The sequence below is a fragment of the Embleya sp. NPDC001921 genome, assembly GCF_053594475.1.
This window is the reverse complement of sequence record NZ_JBSFEO010000022.1, coordinates 120,993-139,160: the sequence shown is the minus strand read 5'-3', so window position 1 is coordinate 139,160 and position 18,168 is coordinate 120,993. Positions and strand designations below refer to the sequence as shown.

The window sequence follows — 18,168 nt, the reverse complement described above, 5'->3', positions numbered from 1 at the left end:
CTTCATGGGCGAGCGCACACCCCTCGACGCAGCCGACGTGGCGGCGAGGCTCGCGGCCCGGGACGGCTGGTCCGGAGACACGACGCGCATCGCAAAGGCCTACACGGTCGACTATCACGACGGCGTGCGGCTGATCGCCGAAGTCGCCGAGATCGCGAAGGACCTGGAGCATCACCCCGACGTCGAACTGCACTGGCAGGAGTTGCGCTTCAGCATGACCACCTACAGTGCGGGTGGAGTGGTGACCGAGCTCGACTTCAAGCTCGCCGACGCGATCGACGCAATCGTCAAGGGGTAGCGTCGAGACACCCTGCGGCTTCCGGGTCAGGCCGGAATCGGGCAACCGGATCTCCCACCGGGATGGCCGTGGCGGCGGCCCCCGGGAGTCGCTGGGCGCACAGTGGGTTGCGTATCCCCCGCGAAGACGTCGGTTACCGATCGGCGCAGGCGCGATGCCACGCTGTCCGCATGGACGAGCACATCACCGATCCCCGCCGGCCCCGGTACACCATCGGCTTCGGCGGCCCCGAGCACGCCACGCCCGCCGAACTGCGCGCCGAGCTGCCGGACGATCTGCGCATGGACTTCGAAGAGGAGTACCAGCCCGCCCTCGACGAAGCCAACGCCAACGGCACCCTTCAGGCGCTTGCCGACATGCTCCCCCGCCGGCAAGGCGAACTCGCGCGCCGCCGCTCCGCGGACTGACCCTGGACGGCGACGTGCGGGCCGCTTGCGAGTCGTTGTCACCGGTCGTGGCGCCGGGGCGGCTGTCGTTCGTGCCGGCGCGAACCGATCGACGGGATCCGTGGGAAGAACGAATCGGCGCTCTGTGGAGGGGACTTCCGCCGGAGTACGGTTCGTGGCGACAGGCCGTGGGCTCGTCCGGCGACGGCGACGGCGACAATGCCGGTGCCGGTGCCGGTGCCGCGACAGTGGCGGCGTCTGGGCGGCTGCCTCGGCCGGTCTGTGGGCAGGGGCCCCACCGCTTGTGCGGTGGGGCGGGGCCCGGGGTGTGCGTCGGTGTTGCGCGGGTGTGGGTCAGCCGCCCTGGCCGGCGCTGCCGATGGGGCCGACCTTGACGGGCGAGCCGGCGCCGTCGGTGACGGGCAGCGACGCGGCGCCGGGCCAGCGCACGGTGACGGTCTTGGTCTCGCCGGGCGGGGTGACCTGCAGGCCCGTGATGCGGACGCCGGAGCCGCCGCTGTCGTTGCTCGGGTAGGTGACGCCGAAGGACACGGACTTGTCGCTCTTGAGCGTGAACGCGTCCGCGGGCGCGCCGGTGCGTTGTGCGGACAGCGGGCCCTGGTTGCTCTGCAGGTCGACGCCGGCGAAGCCGGACATGGTGCAGTTGTGGCCGATGTTCTTGAAGGTGACCGCGACGGTGCGTTCGGTGTCGCCGCCGATGGTGGCGTCGATCGCGCTGACCTGCAGGTCGTCGGTGCGGCACTTGCCGATCGAGCCGTCGTTGCCGCCGGTGCCGGTCCCGGCGGTCGTGCCCTGGCCGGCGGAGGTCTTCCCGCCGGAGGTCGAGGTCGTACCGCCGCCCTGGCCGCCGCTCTGGTTGCCGCCGGTGGTCGAGGGCGCGGCGGGCGGGGCGGCGTTGCCGGCCTGCGTGGCGGGCGAGGAGGCCGGGGGCGGTGCGGCGCCGGTGTTCTTGTCCGAGTCCGTGTCCTGGCACGCCGTCATCAGCATGGCGCCGGTGGCGAGGGCTGCGGAGACGAGGATGGCCTTGCGACGTTGGCCGAACATGAAGAAAACCCCTTGGTATCCGATGGTCGGGGCCGAAGCGCGTTCGGCTCCCCGGTGCTTGCGTGATCACTATGAAGCGGCCGCGGACGCCGGGGATACGGGAGTCGTCGTCCCACGACGCCGCTGTCGCAGACCGGTGACATGGTCACGAGAGGGAACAGCGGACATCCCGGCTCGCCCCCACGCCCCCCGACCACCCGCACGCCGCGCGCGTTCCGCCACGCCGCACCGAAAGTCCGGCAACGGGTTGGACGCCCGGCCGGCACGAGAACGAGCAGCCTCTGTAACAACCCGCCCACCGCGGGCAAACGCGGGAACGGCCGGGGCTCGGAGCTTGGACGGGCTTCCGGCACGGCGATGAACTGTGTTCTGTCGCCGCAGAGTCCGGCCGTGACGGGCACGGACAAGGTTCGCTGCTCTGCCCGTTCGGCTGCGGCAAGCTCCTACTCCTCCGGTTCGGTGCGCAGCAGCCGTTCGCCGTCCGGGCCATGACGGAGCATCAGTGAAGCGGCGAACCCATCGACGGTGTCCTCCCCCCCTCGCGGCGTGGGCAGCCGCGGCCGCACACGCCGCGAGGGCTCTGCCGTGCCGGGTCAGGTGGTGGCCGGGGCCGGTGTGCGATCGCTCGGTGTGGTGCGCAGCCGTTCGGCGATGGACCGGGCGTGTGCGGTCGCTGCCGTCCGGGCCTCGGTGAGGAGGCGGTCGGCGAGCGGCCTGAGTTCCGTCATCGCCGGGTTGACGTCCGCGGCGGTGAGTTCGGCGCGGGCGGTGACCACGTCGAGGCCCCAGACATCGGTGAGCATGCGGAGGACGTACGGCGTGGCGTGGTCCCAGCCGGCGCGCGGAGTGCCGGGGGCGTAGCCGCCGCCCCGGGCCTCGACCAGTACGGCCGGGCGGCCCGGGAGCAGCGGCCGGGTGACGTCGGCGGCCCGTTGGTCGGTGATGACCAGGTCGAACCACGCCTTGACCTGCTGCGGGACGCCGAAGTTGTACATCGGTACGGCCAGCAGGAAGGCGTCGCAGGCGAGGAGCTCGTCGGTGAGTTCGGCGGCGAGCGCGGTCGCGGCGCGCTGTTCGTCGGTCCGGGCGGCCTCCTCGGTGGTACGGCTCGCCTCGGCGACGGGCCAGACCTGTGGCAGCGGTCGGCGGCCCAGGTCACGGCGGACGAACTCGGCGACCGGGTAGGCGCGGGTCCACTCCGCCTCGACGAGATCGGCGAGGGTTCGGGTGACCGAGTCCTCGGTGCGGATGCTGGAGTCGAGTCGGAAGAACTTCATCGGGCTTCTCCTGTGTGTGGATCCGGCGGAGCCGGCGGATGCGGATCGGGCGGGTGCCGATCGGGCGAGCGGGGATCGGACGAGCGGGGGATCGGGCGGCAGCGGCCGCCGATCGGGCAGCACGAGGTGCCGCGCGAACCGGTTCGGTCCGGTCCGGCGGGTACCGGGTGAGGCGGGTGTACGGCCGAGTGGGTGAGGGTGCGGCGACGGTAAACTCGCCTGTTGTCTCCTTCTCGTCGGCTTCGTGGGAAGTGGTCCGTCCCCCCTTTGACCGATGCGTGACGGGAAAGGTGACCATGAACGGACACGAGGGCCTGGCGGTGCGTTTCGAGGCGCATCGCGACCACCTGCGCGGGGTCGCCTACCGGATGCTCGGCTCGCTGGACGACGCCGACGACGCCGTACAGGCCGCCTGGCTGCGGGTCGACCGGGCGGGCGTGGACGGTGTCGAGAACCTGGCCGGGTGGCTGACCACCGTGGTCGCCCGGGTGTGCCTGGACATGTTGCGGATCCGGCGGACCCGAGGCGAGGAACCGCTGGCCTCGATGCCGGAGGCGGTGTTGGAGCGGCCGGGCGGGGTCGAACCCGAGCACGAGGCGGTGCTGGCCGAGTCGGTGGGGCAGGCGCTGCTGGTGGTGTTGGACCGGCTCGCACCCGCCGAGCGGGTCGCCTTCGTGATGCACGACCTGTTCGCCGTGCCGTTCGCCGAGATCGCGCCGGTCGTGGGGCGGTCGTCGGTGGCGAGCAAGAAATTGGCCAGTCGGGCGCGGGACCGGGTGCGCGGCGTCGCGACGGTCGACGAGGTCGATCTGGCTCGGGACTACGGCGTGGTCGACGCGTTCCTGGCCGCCGCGCGTGGTGGCGATCTGGACACGCTGGTCGAGTTGCTGGCGCCGGACGTGGTACGCCGCGCCGACCGGCTCGCCGTACCGGACGAGGTGGCCACCGACGTCCGAGGCGCGCGGGCGGTGGCCGAGGAGACCCGGGTCTTCGCGCACCGCGCCCGGGTGGGCGACGTGGCGCTCGTGGACGGCAGGCCGGGGATCGTCATCGCTCCGCACGGGAGGCTGTTCCTGGCCCTGCGGCTGACCATCGGGCACGGGCGGATCACCGAGATCGACGTGATCGCCGACCCGGCGCGGCTGAACCGCCTTCCGCTGGCCGTCCGGCTCGGCTGAAGCCGGAAGCCGGAGCGGAGGAGGTACGACCGCACCGGCCGGCGCGGCCCCGCCCCGCACTCCGCGTGCCGTGGCGGGCACCGTTCGTAGCCCGTTCGAGGGCTTGTGCGGGGGGTGTCATCCGTCCGGGGGAGTCCCGGGGGCGGGGTGGATGGGGTGGGATTACGGTGTGGTGTGGGTCACAGAAGTGAGACGTGGTGCGTAAGTCGGGTTCTGGGCTGACGGATCGTCAAGAAGCTTGCCCGTAGGGGGTGATGGCATCTGACGGGCCGTCAAATCATATATGACGATGCGTCAGATGCCTTTGTTTTAACGGTAGTTGATCGCATCTCGGGTCGTCGAACCGCGTCGAACGGAGCTAGTGTCGGTCGGGTTGCCACGCTCGAGAAGCGACCCGGCCGGCCAGGGACCGGGGACGCGACACCTCCCCGGGTGCCTGCCAGTGGGCCTAGCGGGGACCAGGGATGATGAGGAATTCATGGCCATCGCGCTACCAGTACGAGCGGACGATCCGTCCGGCACCGCACCGACGCCGACCCCGGCCGTCTACCCCGGGCGCCCCGCCCCCGCGCCCCGCACCCTCGTGGACATCCTGGACGCCACCGTCCGGGCCCACCCCAACGAGCCCGCCCTCGACGACGGCCGGCGGACGCTGACATACCGCGCCCTGGCCGCCGAGGTGGAGGCGCTGCGCCGCCGGCTCGCCGAGGCCGGGGTCGGCGTCGGGGACCGGGTCGGCGTCCGGGTGCCCTCCGGCAGCAACGACCTGTACATCGCCATCCTCGCCGTGCTGGCCGCCGGCGCCGCCTACGTCCCGGTGGACGCCGAGGACCCGGACGAGCGCGCCGACCTGGTGTTCGGCGAGGCCGGCGTACGCGCCGTGCTCGGTGCCGACCGCGAGCTGCGGGTCGTCCGGGAGGCCGATCCCGCGCCGTCCGCCCGCCCCGGCCCCGGCGACGACGCCTGGATCATCTTCACCTCCGGCTCCACCGGCAAGCCCAAGGGCGTCGCGGTCACCCACCGCAACGCCGCCGCTTTCGTGGACGCCGAGGCCGGCCTGTTCCTCCAGGAGGAGCCGATCGGTCCCGGCGACCGGGTGATGGCGGGCCTGTCGGTCGCCTTCGACGCGTCCTGCGAGGAGATGTGGCTGGCCTGGCGGTACGGCGCGTGCCTGGTCACCGTGCCGCGCTCGCGGGTACGCTCCGGCGCCGACCTGGGGCCCTGGCTGGCCGAACAGGAGATCACCGTGGTGTCCACGGTGCCCACGCTCGCCGCGCTGTGGCCGACCGAGGCGCTGCTGGACGTACGGCTGCTGATCTTCGGCGGCGAGGCGTGCCCGCCCGAGCTGGTGGAGCGCGTGGTCGCCGAGGGCCGCGAGGTGTGGAACACGTACGGCCCGACCGAGGCGACCGTGGTCGCCTGTGGATCGCTGCTCACCGGCGAGGGCCCGGTCCGGATCGGCCTGCCGCTGGACGGCTGGGAACTGGCCGTGGTCGACGGCGGCGGCCGGCCCGTCGCGATGGGCGAGACCGGCGAGCTGGTGATCGGCGGCGTCGGCCTGGCCCGCTACCTGGACCCGGCCAAGGACGCGGAGAAGTACGCCCCGCTGGAGTCGATGGGCTGGGACCGCGCCTACCGCAGCGGCGACGTGGTGCGCGCCGACGCCGAGGGCCTGGTCTTCGTCGGTCGAGGCGACGAGCAGATCAAACTCGGCGGCCGGCGGATCGAACTCGGCGAGATCGACGCGGCCCTGCAGGCGCTGCCCGGCGTGGTGGGCGCGGCGGCGGCCGTCCGCACCGTCAAGGGCGGCAACCAGCTCCTGGTCGGCTACCTGGTGACCGGCGAGGACTGGGACCGCGAGGAGGCGGTACGCCGGCTGCGGGCCGAGTTGCCCGCCACCCTGGTGCCCCGGCTCGCCCCGGTGGCCGAGCTGCCCACCCGTACCTCCGGCAAGGTCGACCGGGACGCGCTGCCGTGGCCGCTCGCGGACGCGGAGGACGCCGGACCCACCGAACAGCTCTACGGCACCGAGGCCTGGCTCGCCGAGCAGTGGACCGACGTGCTCGGCATCGCCCCGGACACCGCGCAGGACGACTTCTTCGCGATCGGCGGCAACAGCCTGGCCGCCGCCCGGCTCACCACCCTGCTGCGCGAGCGATATCCGGCGGCCGCCGTCGCGGACATCTACCAGCAGCCCACGCTGCGCAAGCTGGCCCGCCGGCTGGAGCGCTCGGCACAGGACGCGGGCGCGGTGCGCAAGGTGGCGCCGACGCCGACCCGGGCCCGGATCGCGCAGCTCCTCATGCTGATCCCGCTGTTCACCCTGATCGGGCTGCGCTGGACGGTCGGCCTGCTCGCGCTCGGCAACGTCGCGGCCTGGTTCGGCAACTACCCGTGGGCGCCCACCGCGTCCTGGTGGTGGGTCGCGGCCGGCTGGGCGGCGCTGTTCAGCCCGCCCGCCCGGGTGGCCATCGCCGCCGGCGGCGCCCGCCTGCTGCTGCGCGGGTTGCGTCCGGGCACCTATCCGCGCGGCGGCGGTGTGCACCTGCGGCTGTGGGCGGCCGAACAATTGGCCGACGTCAGCGGTGCGACCTCGCTGTCCGGGGCCTGGCTGCTGCGCTATGCCCGGGCGCTGGGCGCCAAGGTCGGCCAGGACGTCGACCTGCACACCCTGCCGCCGGTCACCGGCCTGCTCAAGCTCGGCCGGGGCTGCGCGGTGGAGGCCGAGGTGGACCTGTCCGGCCACTGGCTGGACGGCGACCGACTGGAGATCGGCGCGATAAAGGTCGGCGCGGGCGCGATCGTGGGCACCCGCAGCACGCTCTTCCCGGGCGCCCGGATCGGCCGCTCGGCCGAGGTGGCGGCGGGCTCCGCGGTCACCGGCAACGTGCCGCCGAGCCGCCGCTGGGGCGGGGTGCCGGCGATACGGCTGGGCAAGGTCGACCGGAGCCGGCTCGGCGAACGTCCGCCGCGCAAGACGAGCTGGGCGGTGCTGTACGGCGCGAGCGGACTGCTGCCGACCCTCCTGCCGATCGTGGCCGCGCTGCCCGTACTGCCGATCCTGGGCGCGTTCGTGCAGCCCGGTGCCGGTCTCGGCGCCGCGCTCACCGGAGCGCTGCTCGCGCTGGTGCCCGCCGTGGCCGCGTTCGCGCTGGTGTACGCGCTGTCCATCGTGCTCCTGGTCCGGCTGCTCAGCCTGGGTCTGCGGCCCGGATACCACCCGCTGCACGGCCGGATCGGCTGGCAGGCGTGGACCGTCACCCAGCTCATGGACCTGGCCCGGGACAAGCTGTTCCCGCTGTACGCGAGCCTGTTCACGCCGGTGTGGCTGCGCGCGCTCGGGATGAAGGTGGGCAAGGGGGTCGAGGCCTCCACGGTGCTCGCGCTGCCCAGCCTGACCACGGTCGGCGACGGGGCCTTCCTGGCCGACGACACGCTGATCGCCTCCTACGAACTCGGCGGCGGGTGGATCCGGATCGGCGCGGCGGAGATCGGCGAGCGGGCCTTCCTGGGCAACTCCGGGATGACCGCGCCGGGCCGCTCGGTGCCGGCCCGCGGCCTGGTCGGCGTGTTGTCGGCGACGCCGAAGAAGACCAAGAAGGGCGGCTCGTACCTGGGCATGCCGCCGATGCGCCTGCCGCGCTCGGCGGACGTCGCCGATCAGGGCCTGACCTACGACCCGCCCGCCCGGCTGCGCTGGGCGCGCGGCCTGGTCGAGCTGTGCCGCGCGGTACCGGTGTTGTGCTCCGCAGCGCTGGCCCTGCTCACCCTGGCCGCGCTGGCCCGGCTGGGCAGCCACTCGCTGATCCTGGCGGCGCTGCTGTCCGGCCTGGTCCTGCTCGGGTGCGGCGTGCTCGCGTGTGTCGTGTCGATCGCGGCCAAGTGGCTCCTGGTCGGCCGGTTCCGGCCGGTGGAGCACCCGCTGTGGAGCGGCTTCGTGTGGCGCAACGAGCTGGCCGACACCTTCGTCGAGGTACTGGCCGTGCCGTGGCTGATCGGCCGGGTGCCCGGTACGTCGGTGATGAACGTGTGGCTGCGCGGACTCGGGGCGTCCATCGGGCGCGGCGTGTGGTGCGAGAGCTACTGGCTGCCGGAGGCGGACCTGGTGACCCTGGAGGACGCGGTGAGCGTGGGGCACGGCTGTGTGCTCCAGACGCATCTCTTCCACGACCGGATCATGCGGATGGATACTGTGATCCTTCGCGAGGGCGCCACGCTGGGTCCGCGGGGGATCGTGCTGCCGGGCAGCACGATCGGGGCGCGCAGCACGCTGGGTCCCGCCTCGCTGGTGATGCGCGGCGAGACGGTTCCCGAGGACACCGGCTGGCTGGGCAACCCGATCGAGGCGTGGCGACGGTAATGCGTTTCGAGGCGGCGTCGCGGGACACGGCCCGTCCCGCGACGGTGGGCGCGACGGGGACGGAGCACGAATCGGTGATCGACCAGGGGCCGCGCTCAGGCGCCGGGGAGGCGTACTTCGCCACACACGGCGACCCGCGCTATCGCGTGCACCGCTACGAACTGACCCTGGACTACCGACCCGGCCCCAACCGACTGGCCGGTACCGCACGGATCGGCGCGCTGGCCGGGGATCGTCCGCTGAACGAGTTCGCGCTGGACCTGGCGGAGTTCCGGATCGGGCGGGTGCTGGTGGACGGACGCCGGGCGAACTACACGCACCGTGCGGGCAAGTTGCGGGTGCGGCCGGGCACCACGATCCGCGCGCGGGCCGCGTTCACCGTCGAGGTGCACTACACGGGCAATCCGAAGCCGGTGCGCAGTCCGTGGGGCGGGGTCGGCTGGGAGGAACTGACCGACGGCTCGCTGGTGGCCGGCCAGCCGATCGGCGCGCCGTCCTGGTATCCGTGCAACGACCGGCCCGACGACAAGGCCGCGTACCAGATCTCGGTCACCGCACCGTCGGTGTACACGGTCGTGGTCAGCGGCCGACTGCTGACCCGCAGTACCCGGGCGAGCAACACCACGTGGGTCTACGAGCAGTCCGCGCCCACCGCGAGTTACCTGGTCAGCGTCTCGATCGGCCGCTACGACACGATCGGGCCGCTGGAACCGCACGCGGGTGTGTCGCAGTTCGCGCACGTGCCGGCTCGGCTGGTGCCGCGATTTCTGGTCGACTTCGCGCGGCAGCCGGAGATGATGACGCTGTTCGAGGAGCTGTTCGGCCCGTACCCGTTCGGCGAATACACCGTGGTGGTCACCGACGACGAATTGGACATCCCGATCGAGGCGCAGGGACTGGCCACCTTCGGCGCGAACCACGTCGACGGCACGCGCGGCTTCGAGCGACTGGTCGCGCACGAGTTGGCGCACCAGTGGTTCGGGAACAGCGTGGGATTGGCGAACTGGCGGCACATCTGGCTCAACGAGGGCTTCGCGCGCTATGCGGAGTGGTTGTGGGCGGAGCGGACGGGCGGGCGGAAGGCCGCCGTGCAGGCCGCCGTCGAGCACGGGCAACTGGACGTGCTGCCACAGGATCTGCTGCTCGGGGCGCCGCGTCCGAAGTTGATCTTCGACGACCGGATCTACGCCCGGGGGGCGTTGACCGTACACGCGGTGCGGTGTGCGCTCGGCGACGCGCCGTTCTTCGCGATGTTGCGGGACTGGGTGACGTCGCACCGGCACGGGGTGGTCACGACGGAGGACTTCATCGCGCACGTGGCGCGGTACGCCCCGCGGCCGTTGGACGAGTTGTTCGAGGCGTGGCTGTTTCGCGAGGAACTGCCGCCGTTGCCGGGGGCGTCCGCGGGGCCGGGGACGCCCGAGCCGCACGCGTCACCCCAGCGGCGGGGTCGGCTGGGGTGGCCCTGGGTGTCGGGGCACGGCGGATCCTCGGGGTGAGGCGGGGCCGGCGACGCGGGGGCCGGGGCGGGGGGCGGCGATGCGGGGTCGCCTCGATCCGGCATACGGTGCGGGAAGACCGGCAACGCGGTCACCGCGAACCGCACGGGCGGTTCGCCGGTGGCCGCCACGCATGAGAGGAACCGCGCGATGACCCAGGGCGAGACCGCGAACCCCACGACGCCGTACCGAGGCTGTGCGGTGGTCACCGGCGCCAGCAGCGGGATCGGGGCCGCGACCGCCGTGCATCTGGCGGGTCTGGGCTACGACGTCGTGCTCGGCGCGCGCCGCAAGGACCGGCTGGACGAGGTGGTCGAGCGCTGTGCGGGCCGAGGTCGCGCGCTGCCGTTGGACGTGGCCGATCCGGCCTCGATCGCCGCGTTCGCCGCCGCGGTGGACCGCTGTGACGTGTTGGTCAACAACGCGGGCATCGCGCGCGGCACCGAGTCGGTCGCGGAGGCCGACGAGGCGGCGTGGACCGCGATGTACGAGACGAACGTGCTCGGCACCCTGCGGGTGACCAAGGCGTTCCTGCCGTTGCTGATCGCGTCCGGGGACGGCCAGGTGATCACCATCGGGTCGGTGGCCGGGCGCGAGCCGTACGAGGGCGGTGCGGGGTACAACGCGGCCAAGCACGCGGTGACCGCGATGACGCGGGTGCTGCGGCTGGAACTGCGTGGGCAACCGGTGCGGGTGTGCCAGATCGACCCGGGCATGGTCGAGACCGAGTTCACGCTGAACCGGCTCGGCGGCGACGCGGAGGGCGCGTCGGCGGTGTACGCGGGGATGACGCCGCTGGTGGGCCAGGACATCGCGGAGTGTGTGGGGTGGGTGGCGACGCGGCCGCCGCACGTGAACATCGACTCGATGCTGGTGCTGGCGCGGGATCAGACGTCGGCTCGGGTCGTGCATCGGCGTCCTGTGGAGGGTGGTTCGGACGGGGCCTGATCGTCCTCGAGCGCCGGACGGGTCGAAGGTGTGTGTTCGGGTCGCCCTCAAGTGCCGGACGGGCTGAAGGGGCCGGCCCGTCGTGGACGACGGACGCCGGACGACTCGTCTCGCCCGGAGCCTTCGCCGGCGGCGAGGTCCGGAAACTCAGCCGCGCAGGACGGCCGGGGACAACGCGTGCGGGATCAGCAGGCTCGGCCGCCCCGTCCCGTCGGCGCGCGCGGTCCACACGTCGCCGCGCAGGTCCCCCGGCAGGCTGTAGACGACGTTGCCGTCGTCGAGCCATTCCGCCTGGTCGTCCAGGGTCCGGGTCTCGGCGAGCGGGGTCTCCACGCCGGTGGCCAGGTTCAGCACGAACAGGTGCCAGGGCCGGTCGGCGTCCGCGCCCGGAACCCGCTTCTTGTACGCGACGCGGGTGCCGTCGGGGGACAACGACGGGCACTCGGCGTTTTCGCGCACCGTGCGCAGCGTGCGCGCGGCCAGATCGCCCCGGGCCAGCCAGGTGTGCCCGCCGGTGGCCACCGTCGCGTAGAAGGTGTTGTCGTCGGCCGCGAAGGTCACGCCCCAGACGTTGACGTCGGGCGCGTGGATCGACTCGGCGCCGCGATAGAGCGCGTACGACTCCAGGTTGTCGTCGAGTCGGCCGGTCCGGGTGTCCAGGATCGCGGTCCGGGTGGAGAAGTTCAGGCCCGCGTACGACTCGCCGTTGACGAACGACGTCCACGCGACCAGTCGTCCGCTGGGCGCGACCCGGGCCCGTGAAGGCGTCCCGGCCAGCGCGTGGCGGCCCTTCTCGCGCAGGTTCGCGTCCAGCAGCACCGCGTCGTAGGTGCCGAGCGCGAGCCTGGCCGGTTGCAGGCACACGCCGGTGCCGTGCGCGGCGTGGAAGACCAGGCAGCGGCGCGAGGCGACGTCGCGCCGGGTTGGATGGGCCGCGTCGACCGCCGCGACGTGGTCCCGACCGGCGTCGGCGGCGGTGCTGCGGAACACGATCCGGCCCGGTCGGTCCAGGCTCAGCGTCGTGTAGTCGCCGTTTCGGCCGGCGCGCGCGTCGCCCGCCGCGCGCAGCGTGTACACCACCGCGAGGCCGACGAGCAGCGCGGTGACCAGGGCCAGCACGGTCAGGCGCGTGGTGCGGGTCATCGGGACGCCTTTCTCGACGCGGCCGGGCGGGGGCCGCCCGGCGTGAGGGTGCCGCCGGCCAGCAGCGCGGTCGCGCCCGCGAGGGCGAGGGCCAGCGCGCCGGCGGCCAGGACGCCGGCGGTGTGCGGGCCGTACAGCGTCCAGGCGGCGCCGAATCCGGCCGCGCCCAGCGCCCGGCCGGCGGCCTGTCCGGTCTGCACGAGCGCGAGCGCGCCGCCGCGCAGTCGGGCCGGCGCGGCAGGTGCCGCCAGCGCCATCAGGACGCCGTCGGTGCCCGCGTAGAACAGGCCGAGCAGCCCCGGGATCGCCAGGATCAGCGCGAGGTCGGGCAGCGGGGTGAGCAGCGCGAGGTAGCCGCAGAGCAGCGCGAGGTGGCCGACCAGGAAGACCCGGCCGCGTCCGTACCGGTCCCCGGCGGTGCCGGCCGGGACGGCGAACAGCAGGAAGACCAGCGCGGTGCCCAGCGGCAACAGCGGGAACAGGTGCGGCGACAGGTCGGTGTGCCGTTGCAGCACCAGGTAGAGCATCGCGTCGCCGATGGTGACCGTGCCGAGCAGCAGCGCGGCCAGACACACCCGGGCGAAGCCCGGCACCCGCAACATCGCCGCCGCGTCGCGCAGTCGCACCGGCGTACGGCCCGCCCGCCGGCCCGCCTCGCCGGCCGCGTCCGGCGTCGGATCGCGGACGAACAGCAGCAGGACGAGCAGACCGAACGCGGCCAGGCAGAAGCTCACCACGAACACCGCGTCGTACGCGTCGGCCGTCACCCACAACACCGCGAGCGCGACCGGCGGGCCGAACAGCGCGCCGGCCGTGTCCATCGCTCGATGCACGCCGAAGGCCCGACCCTGGTCCGCCGGTGTCGCGGCCATCGAGATCAACGCGTCGCGCGGCGCGGTACGCAGGCCCTTGCCCGCGCGATCGGCCGCGAGCACCCCGCCGATCGCCGACACCCCGCCGGCGGCGGGCAGCAGCAGCTTGCAGCCGGCCGAGATGCCGTAGCCCACCGCGGCCACCGTCCGGTGCCGGCGGAATCGGTCCGCGACATGGCCGCCGAGCAGCCGGGACGCGGCGGTCGCGCCGTTGTACAGCCCGTCCAACACGCCGAACGCCATGGGCGAGAGCCCGAGTCCGAGCACGAGGTAGACCGGGAGCACCGCGGTGACCATCTCGGCCGACACGTCGGTCACCAGCGAGACCACGCCGAGGGTGAGCACCACGGGCGCGACCCGAGCGGCGCCGCGTCCGGACGGCGGCGGTGACGCCGGCGGCGGCGCACCCTTGACGGGCGCCGCCTTCGCACGGGCGGCACGCGTCCCGGAGGCGAGGTCGGCGGAACGGCTGGACGACAGGTACATCCTGGGGCCTCCGGCTGCGGCTCGGCGCGGGAAAGGGCAAGTCCTGGGTGCCGAGCGCCGGTTCCGGCGCTCGGCACACTCGAAGCGAGTCACCCGGGGAGGGATCGGTCGGCACCGGGTGACGGTCCGCCGGTCAGAACCAGGTGACATTCCAAGGGAACGCGGTGGTGGCTTTCGCGCCCGCCGCATCGGTCGCGTCCACCTCGACCGCGAACGACCCCACACCCCACGCCCGACCGCCCACCACACACGTGAACGGATTCAGGAACAACCCGGCCGGGAGATGACGCGCCGCACACGAATACGGCGCCGTCCCACCCGAGACCCGAAGCGCCAGCGTCACCTGCTGATTGAACCTCGACACCTGCGCCCCCGGACTCGCGATCTCCACCCCACCCGAGGGCGTCGCGGTCACCGTCCACCCGAACGACACCGGCGCCGACACCGCACCCGCACTGTCCGCGGCCGTCACCGACACCTGCGAAGTCCCCGGCACCGACGGCGAACCCGACACCACACAACCCCCACCCGCCGCCGACAACCCCACCGGCAGACCCTGGAACACACACGTGTACGGACCCGTACCCCCCGACACCGCCACCGCCAACGACACCGCCCGACCCACCACACCCGACTGCGCACCAGGACTCACCACCGACACCGGCGACGGACCACCGTCCTGCCAGACCTCGGTGATCGGTGTTGCGGTCGCGGCCTGGCCCGAGCGCCGGGTGCCGTACATGTCCTCGAACGTGCGCAGCAGGCTGTAGTGGTCCTTGCGGCCCGCGTACTGGCCGGGCTTGACGTGTGCCCCGTACAGGACGGTCGCGATCCGGTTCTCGCTGCGGAAGTTGTCCTCGTCCCAGGTGACCACGAGCAGGCTGTTGTGGGTCTTGGCCCACTCCGCGTAGCCGCCCAGCTTGTTCCGGGTCCAGGTGTCGCCCGTGGAGATCCCGCACGCCGGGTTGAACAGGCGATCGTGCATGTCGTTGCACTGGTTCGGCACGACGTAGGAGATCGTGGGCAGCGTGTCGTAGTCGGTGGGGAACGCGGTGGCCGGATACGTGGTGGCGGCGGGCACGTTCGCGAACGACAACCACGGGTTGTGCTTGCGCGCGTACGAACCACTGGTGCAGGCACCCGGATTGGCCGCCGACCAGTCCTCGTTGTAACTGCCCCACGTGGCGCCCACGTCGATCAGTTGTTTGGCGAGATTGTCCGCGGCGTACGGCGAGCCGGGCGGCGGACACTCGTCGCCGGTGACGCCCTGCGTGGAACCGGAGAACATCGCCATGTAGTTGGGCTGGCTGGGATGCGTCTCGCCGTGGAAATCGGTGAACGAAGCGCCGCCGGCGGCGAGCTGGTTGATGTACGGGGCCTGCGAATTGCCGATGATCTCCTCGTAGTTGGCGTTCTCGTGCACGACCACCACCACGTGGTCGTAGCGCGGGATCGCGGCGGCGGCCTTCGCCGTCGGACGGTCGGGGGCACCGGCCGAGGCGGGGGCGGTCACGGCGGTGATCGCGCCGAGTGCGAGCGCGAGGGACAACGCGACGAATGTGGCCGATCGGGGCTTGCCCCGGGCCCTCGACCGGGACCCGGATCCGGAGTCGAACATGACCTGGCGCCTCCTTGGGCGTGGACGAAGCGGAATGGCAGCGTGGAATCGGCACCCCGACGAAGCAACGCCCGTCGCGAGCACGGAGAATGGGTGCACCCCGGCCCGGGGCCCACGTCCCGGGGTCGACTTCCGTGCCTGAACTGGCCGGGAGGGGGCGCCCTTCCGCCCGAAACGCCGGATGATCGCGGTCGTACGCCGACCCAGCGCTCATGTACCGATGCCCAAGCGGTGCGGTGCCGGCCCACCCATGTCGGTGCGTCATGAATGCATGCCCGACCGGTATTGGACGCGGGTGAGATGGGCCTCATCTCCTGGAAACATGAATAGACCACGTCCCCAGCCAAGACCGCACAGCCGCCCACCGATCGGCGCACGCGGGCGGCTCGACCACCTGCGGGCCGCCCGTGCCGCCCGTGCCGCCCGTGCCGCCCGTGCGATCCGCACCGCCCGCACCGCCTGCGTCGCGGCCCTGGTCACCGCCTTGGCCACGCTCACCGGCATCACCCCCGCGCACGCCGTCGACCCGCCCCAAGTGCGGTGCAATCTGGCCGACGCGCGGATCGGCGAATCCAGTGGCCTGGCGCCCAGTTCCCGGCACCCGGGCATCGCCTACACGCTCAACGACAGCGGGAACACGCCGGACGTGTTCGCGATCGACACGAGCACCTGCCGCACCGTCGCGGTGTTGCGCGTGTCGGGAGCGACCAACACCGACTGGGAGGCCATCGCGGTCGGCAAGGACGACGCGGGTGCCCCGGCGATCTTCGCGGCCGACGTCGGCAACAACTTCGGCACGCGCGCCCAGGTCACGCTGTACCGCATCGCCGAGCCCGCGACGCTCGCCGATGCCACCGTGCCGGCGACGAGCTTCCCGCTGCGGTTCGCCGACGGGCAGCACGACGCCGAGACCGCGATGATCGACCCGCGCGACAACCGGCTGTACGTGGCGAGCAAACTCTTGGGCGCGCCCGGTTCGCTCTACTCGGCGCCGCTGCGGTTGCGCACCGACCAGGTCAACGACCTGACCGCGGTGGGGCCCGCGCCGGACACCGCGACCGACGGCGCCTTCGCGCCGGACGGGCGCTCGTTCGCGATCCGCAACTACAGCGACATCACAATCTATTCGGCGCCCGGGCAACAACTCGCCAAGTTCGCGTCGCCGAGTACGACGCAGGGCGAGTCGCTGATGTACGCACCCGACGGCAGGTCGTTGTACGTCGGTTCCGAGGGCGCGAACAGCCCGCTGTGGTTGGTCCCGTTGCCGCCCGAGGCGATCCCGGGTGGTCCGTCGCCGGTGTCGGTGGTGAGTCCTGGTGCGCAGTCGGGTGTGGTGGGTCGGGCGGTGTCGTTGGCGGTGGCGGTGTCGGGGGGTACGGGTCCGTACACGTGTGTGTTCCAGGGTCTGCCGGTGGGGTTGTCGGCGGCGGGTGGGGGTTGTGTGGTGTCGGGTTCGCCGTCGGTGCCGGGGACTTCGCAGGTGTCGGTGACGGCCGCGGACAGTGTGGGTGCGGTGTCGGCGCCGGTGTCGTTCGGGTGGACGGTGACCGCGACGCCCTCGGGTGGGGTGGAGATCGCGAGTCCGGGGGCGCAGGTGTCGAGGTTCAATCAGCAGGTGACGCTGGCGCTTCGGGTCTCGGGTGGGACGGCGCCGTATTCGTGTGCGGCGCGTCATCTCCCGGCCGGGTTGTTCCTGAATCCGTTCACGTGTGTGGTGGGTGGTCGGGCGTGGGGTGTGGGGTCGTTCGCGGTCGAGGTGGACGCGACCGATGCGGCGGGCGCGAAAGCCACCACCGCGTTCCCTTGGAATGTCACCTGGTTCTGAACCACAGTCGAAGCGCACAGTGCGAGCACAGCTCCGGCCGGATGGGTCGGCGTGTCGCTCGGGGCAGCCGCCCCGGGCGCCGCGCCGGCCCGTCCGGCCGCCCCGGGAACCGAGGTTCAGCCACCGTTTTCACCCACCCCGGCACCACGGCACACCCTGGAGGAACACCATGGTCGACAGCCACCGTGCGACACACCGAGCCCGAGCCCGGACCCGAGCGCGCGATCGGGTCGAGCTCCCGATCGGGGGCGTGGATACCCCGTGACCCTTCAACAGCTGCGCTACCTGATCGCCGTCGCCGAACACGGCAGCATGACCGGTGCCGCACAGGAACTCTTCGTGGTCCAGCCCGCTCTGTCCCGATCCTTGCAGAGCCTGGAACGCGAGCTGAACGTGGTCCTGTTCACCCGGGTCGGTCGCGGCCTGGTGCCGACGGCGGCCGGTGTCCAGGTGGTCGCCCTCGCGCGCAAGGTGCTCCGCGGCGTGCAGGCGATCAAGGACATCGTGCGGGTGGAGGAGCCCGTACAGGCCGACACGGTACGCCTGGCCGCCACCGCGACGCTCGCCATCGAGTGCACCAGCGGCCTGCTGCCCGGTCTGGCCAAGTCGCACCCGGACCTGGACATCGTGGTGGATCGACAGGACAGCCGAGAGGCCCTGTTCGCGTCGCTGCGGGCCGGCGACAGCGACATCGCGCTGGTGGATCTGCCCGCGCCCGGCGGCTTCGAGGTGCTGCCGCTGCGCTCGTACGAGGTGGTCCTGGTCTCGCCGAAGGGCACCCGCCTGCCGGATCCGGTCTCCTGGACGGATCTGGAGGGGCTGCCGATGATCCTGCCGCCCCGCCACAGCGGGCGGCGGGCCGACTTCGAGATGTTGTTCGCCACCGCCGGGGTACGGCCGACGGTCGCGATGGAGACCGACGATCGCGGCGCGTGGATCCCGTGCGTGCTGGCCGGGCACGGCTCGGTGTTGTGGTACGCCGACCTGGCCCAGCCGTTCGCGTCCAGTGTCACGGTGCGCTCGATGAGTCCGAGGCTGGTCAGGACCATCGGCCTGGTGCGCGGGCGCGGCCCGATCAGCCGCGAGGTGCGCGCGCTGCTCGACTACAGCCGCCGTCAGGGCGTCCAGGAGATCGAGTACGTGTGAGGAGCGGCGCCATGCCCATCGGGTGTGCCGTGCGTCCCACGGCGCGTCTTCGTTCGCCCGACGGGGG

Annotated in this window: 13 protein-coding genes; 8 read left to right on the top strand and 5 right to left on the bottom strand. The window is 72.6% G+C overall.

Annotated elements, in window-relative coordinates:
* Nucleotides 1–4 precede the first annotated feature (4 nt).
* Complete coding sequence (locus ACWCPW_RS25430; RefSeq protein WP_449763906.1) at nucleotides 5–298, top strand: 4a-hydroxytetrahydrobiopterin dehydratase; 294 nt, start codon at nucleotides 5–7, stop codon at nucleotides 296–298.
* Between the two features lie 170 nt (nucleotides 299–468).
* On the top strand, nucleotides 469–705 hold the full coding sequence (locus ACWCPW_RS25425; protein ID WP_449763905.1) for a DUF6247 family protein: 237 nt from the start codon (nucleotides 469–471) through the stop codon (nucleotides 703–705).
* A 333-nt stretch (nucleotides 706–1,038) separates the two neighbouring features.
* Here the strand turns inward: ACWCPW_RS25425 and ACWCPW_RS25420 are convergent, their stop codons facing one another.
* Both ACWCPW_RS25420 and ACWCPW_RS25415 read right to left on the bottom strand, forming a co-directional pair.
* Nucleotides 1,039–1,749 carry a DUF4232 domain-containing protein gene (locus tag ACWCPW_RS25420; protein WP_449763904.1) on the bottom strand — a complete coding sequence of 237 codons (711 nt, stop codon included), beginning with the start codon at nucleotides 1,747–1,749 and terminating at the stop codon, nucleotides 1,039–1,041.
* Nucleotides 1,750–2,342: 593 nt separating this feature from the next.
* A complete protein-coding gene (locus tag ACWCPW_RS25415; protein ID WP_449763903.1) occupies nucleotides 2,343–3,026 on the bottom strand; it encodes an FMN-dependent NADH-azoreductase in 684 nt (227 codons plus the stop codon).
* Between the two features lie 296 nt (nucleotides 3,027–3,322).
* On the opposite strand from ACWCPW_RS25415, the gene ACWCPW_RS25410 reads away from it, so the two are divergent.
* From ACWCPW_RS25410 to ACWCPW_RS25395, 4 genes are all read left to right on the top strand, one after another.
* Entirely contained in the window at nucleotides 3,323–4,204 is an 882-nt protein-coding gene (locus tag ACWCPW_RS25410) for a sigma-70 family RNA polymerase sigma factor (RefSeq protein ID WP_449763902.1), read from the top strand.
* Between the two features lie 478 nt (nucleotides 4,205–4,682).
* Entirely contained in the window at nucleotides 4,683–8,564 is a 3,882-nt protein-coding gene (locus ACWCPW_RS25405) for a Pls/PosA family non-ribosomal peptide synthetase (RefSeq protein WP_449763901.1), read from the top strand.
* The gene (locus tag ACWCPW_RS25400) at nucleotides 8,564–10,063 is read left to right on the top strand and encodes a M1 family metallopeptidase (protein ID WP_449763935.1); all 1,500 of its coding nucleotides are present in this window, start codon (nucleotides 8,564–8,566) and stop codon (nucleotides 10,061–10,063) included. Before ACWCPW_RS25405 ends, ACWCPW_RS25400 begins: the two co-directional genes overlap by 1 nt.
* Nucleotides 10,064–10,213: 150 nt before the next feature.
* Complete coding sequence (locus ACWCPW_RS25395) at nucleotides 10,214–11,011, top strand: SDR family NAD(P)-dependent oxidoreductase (protein WP_449763900.1); 798 nt, start codon at nucleotides 10,214–10,216, stop codon at nucleotides 11,009–11,011.
* 147 nt (nucleotides 11,012–11,158) lie between these two features.
* Here ACWCPW_RS25395 and ACWCPW_RS25390 read toward each other — a convergent pair whose 3' ends face one another.
* The 3 genes from ACWCPW_RS25390 to ACWCPW_RS25380 form a co-directional block, all read right to left on the bottom strand.
* The gene (locus tag ACWCPW_RS25390; RefSeq protein ID WP_449763899.1) at nucleotides 11,159–12,154 is read right to left on the bottom strand and encodes a TolB family protein; all 996 of its coding nucleotides are present in this window, start codon (nucleotides 12,152–12,154) and stop codon (nucleotides 11,159–11,161) included.
* Nucleotides 12,151–13,512 carry an MFS transporter gene (locus ACWCPW_RS25385; RefSeq protein ID WP_449763898.1) on the bottom strand — a complete coding sequence of 454 codons (1,362 nt, stop codon included), beginning with the start codon at nucleotides 13,510–13,512 and terminating at the stop codon, nucleotides 12,151–12,153. The genes ACWCPW_RS25390 and ACWCPW_RS25385 overlap by 4 nt, the downstream gene beginning before the upstream one ends.
* 133 nt (nucleotides 13,513–13,645) lie before the next feature.
* The gene (locus ACWCPW_RS25380) at nucleotides 13,646–15,130 is read right to left on the bottom strand and encodes an alkaline phosphatase family protein (protein ID WP_449763897.1); all 1,485 of its coding nucleotides are present in this window, start codon (nucleotides 15,128–15,130) and stop codon (nucleotides 13,646–13,648) included.
* A gap of 322 nt (nucleotides 15,131–15,452) precedes the next feature.
* On the opposite strand from ACWCPW_RS25380, the gene ACWCPW_RS25375 reads away from it, so the two are divergent.
* Both ACWCPW_RS25375 and ACWCPW_RS25370 read left to right on the top strand, forming a co-directional pair.
* Nucleotides 15,453–16,955: a putative Ig domain-containing protein gene (locus tag ACWCPW_RS25375; protein ID WP_449763896.1), complete on the top strand. Its 1,503-nt coding sequence runs from the start codon at nucleotides 15,453–15,455 to the stop codon at nucleotides 16,953–16,955.
* 261 nt (nucleotides 16,956–17,216) lie between these two features.
* Nucleotides 17,217–18,101: a LysR family transcriptional regulator gene (locus tag ACWCPW_RS25370; RefSeq protein WP_449763895.1), complete on the top strand. Its 885-nt coding sequence runs from the start codon at nucleotides 17,217–17,219 to the stop codon at nucleotides 18,099–18,101.
* Nucleotides 18,102–18,168 lie beyond the last annotated feature (67 nt).

Bases quoted from the DNA above. Each gene is read 5' to 3' on its own strand.
- ACWCPW_RS25415 (WP_449763903.1), bottom strand. From the start codon at position 3,026: ATGAAGTTCTTCCGACTCGACTCCAGCATCCGCACCGAGGACTCGGTC.
- ACWCPW_RS25375 (WP_449763896.1), top strand. From the start codon at position 15,453: ATGAATAGACCACGTCCCCAGCCAAGACCGCACAGCCGCCCACCGATC.
- ACWCPW_RS25400 (WP_449763935.1), top strand. From the start codon at position 8,564: ATGCGTTTCGAGGCGGCGTCGCGGGACACGGCCCGTCCCGCGACGGTG.
- ACWCPW_RS25405 (WP_449763901.1), top strand. From the start codon at position 4,683: ATGGCCATCGCGCTACCAGTACGAGCGGACGATCCGTCCGGCACCGCA.
- ACWCPW_RS25425 (WP_449763905.1), top strand. From the start codon at position 469: ATGGACGAGCACATCACCGATCCCCGCCGGCCCCGGTACACCATCGGC.
- ACWCPW_RS25380 (WP_449763897.1), bottom strand. From the start codon at position 15,130: ATGTTCGACTCCGGATCCGGGTCCCGGTCGAGGGCCCGGGGCAAGCCC.
- ACWCPW_RS25430 (WP_449763906.1), top strand. From the start codon at position 5: ATGGGCGAGCGCACACCCCTCGACGCAGCCGACGTGGCGGCGAGGCTC.
- ACWCPW_RS25385 (WP_449763898.1), bottom strand. From the start codon at position 13,512: ATGTACCTGTCGTCCAGCCGTTCCGCCGACCTCGCCTCCGGGACGCGT.
- ACWCPW_RS25395 (WP_449763900.1), top strand. From the start codon at position 10,214: ATGACCCAGGGCGAGACCGCGAACCCCACGACGCCGTACCGAGGCTGT.
- ACWCPW_RS25410 (WP_449763902.1), top strand. From the start codon at position 3,323: ATGAACGGACACGAGGGCCTGGCGGTGCGTTTCGAGGCGCATCGCGAC.
- ACWCPW_RS25420 (WP_449763904.1), bottom strand. From the start codon at position 1,749: ATGTTCGGCCAACGTCGCAAGGCCATCCTCGTCTCCGCAGCCCTCGCC.
- ACWCPW_RS25390 (WP_449763899.1), bottom strand. From the start codon at position 12,154: ATGACCCGCACCACGCGCCTGACCGTGCTGGCCCTGGTCACCGCGCTG.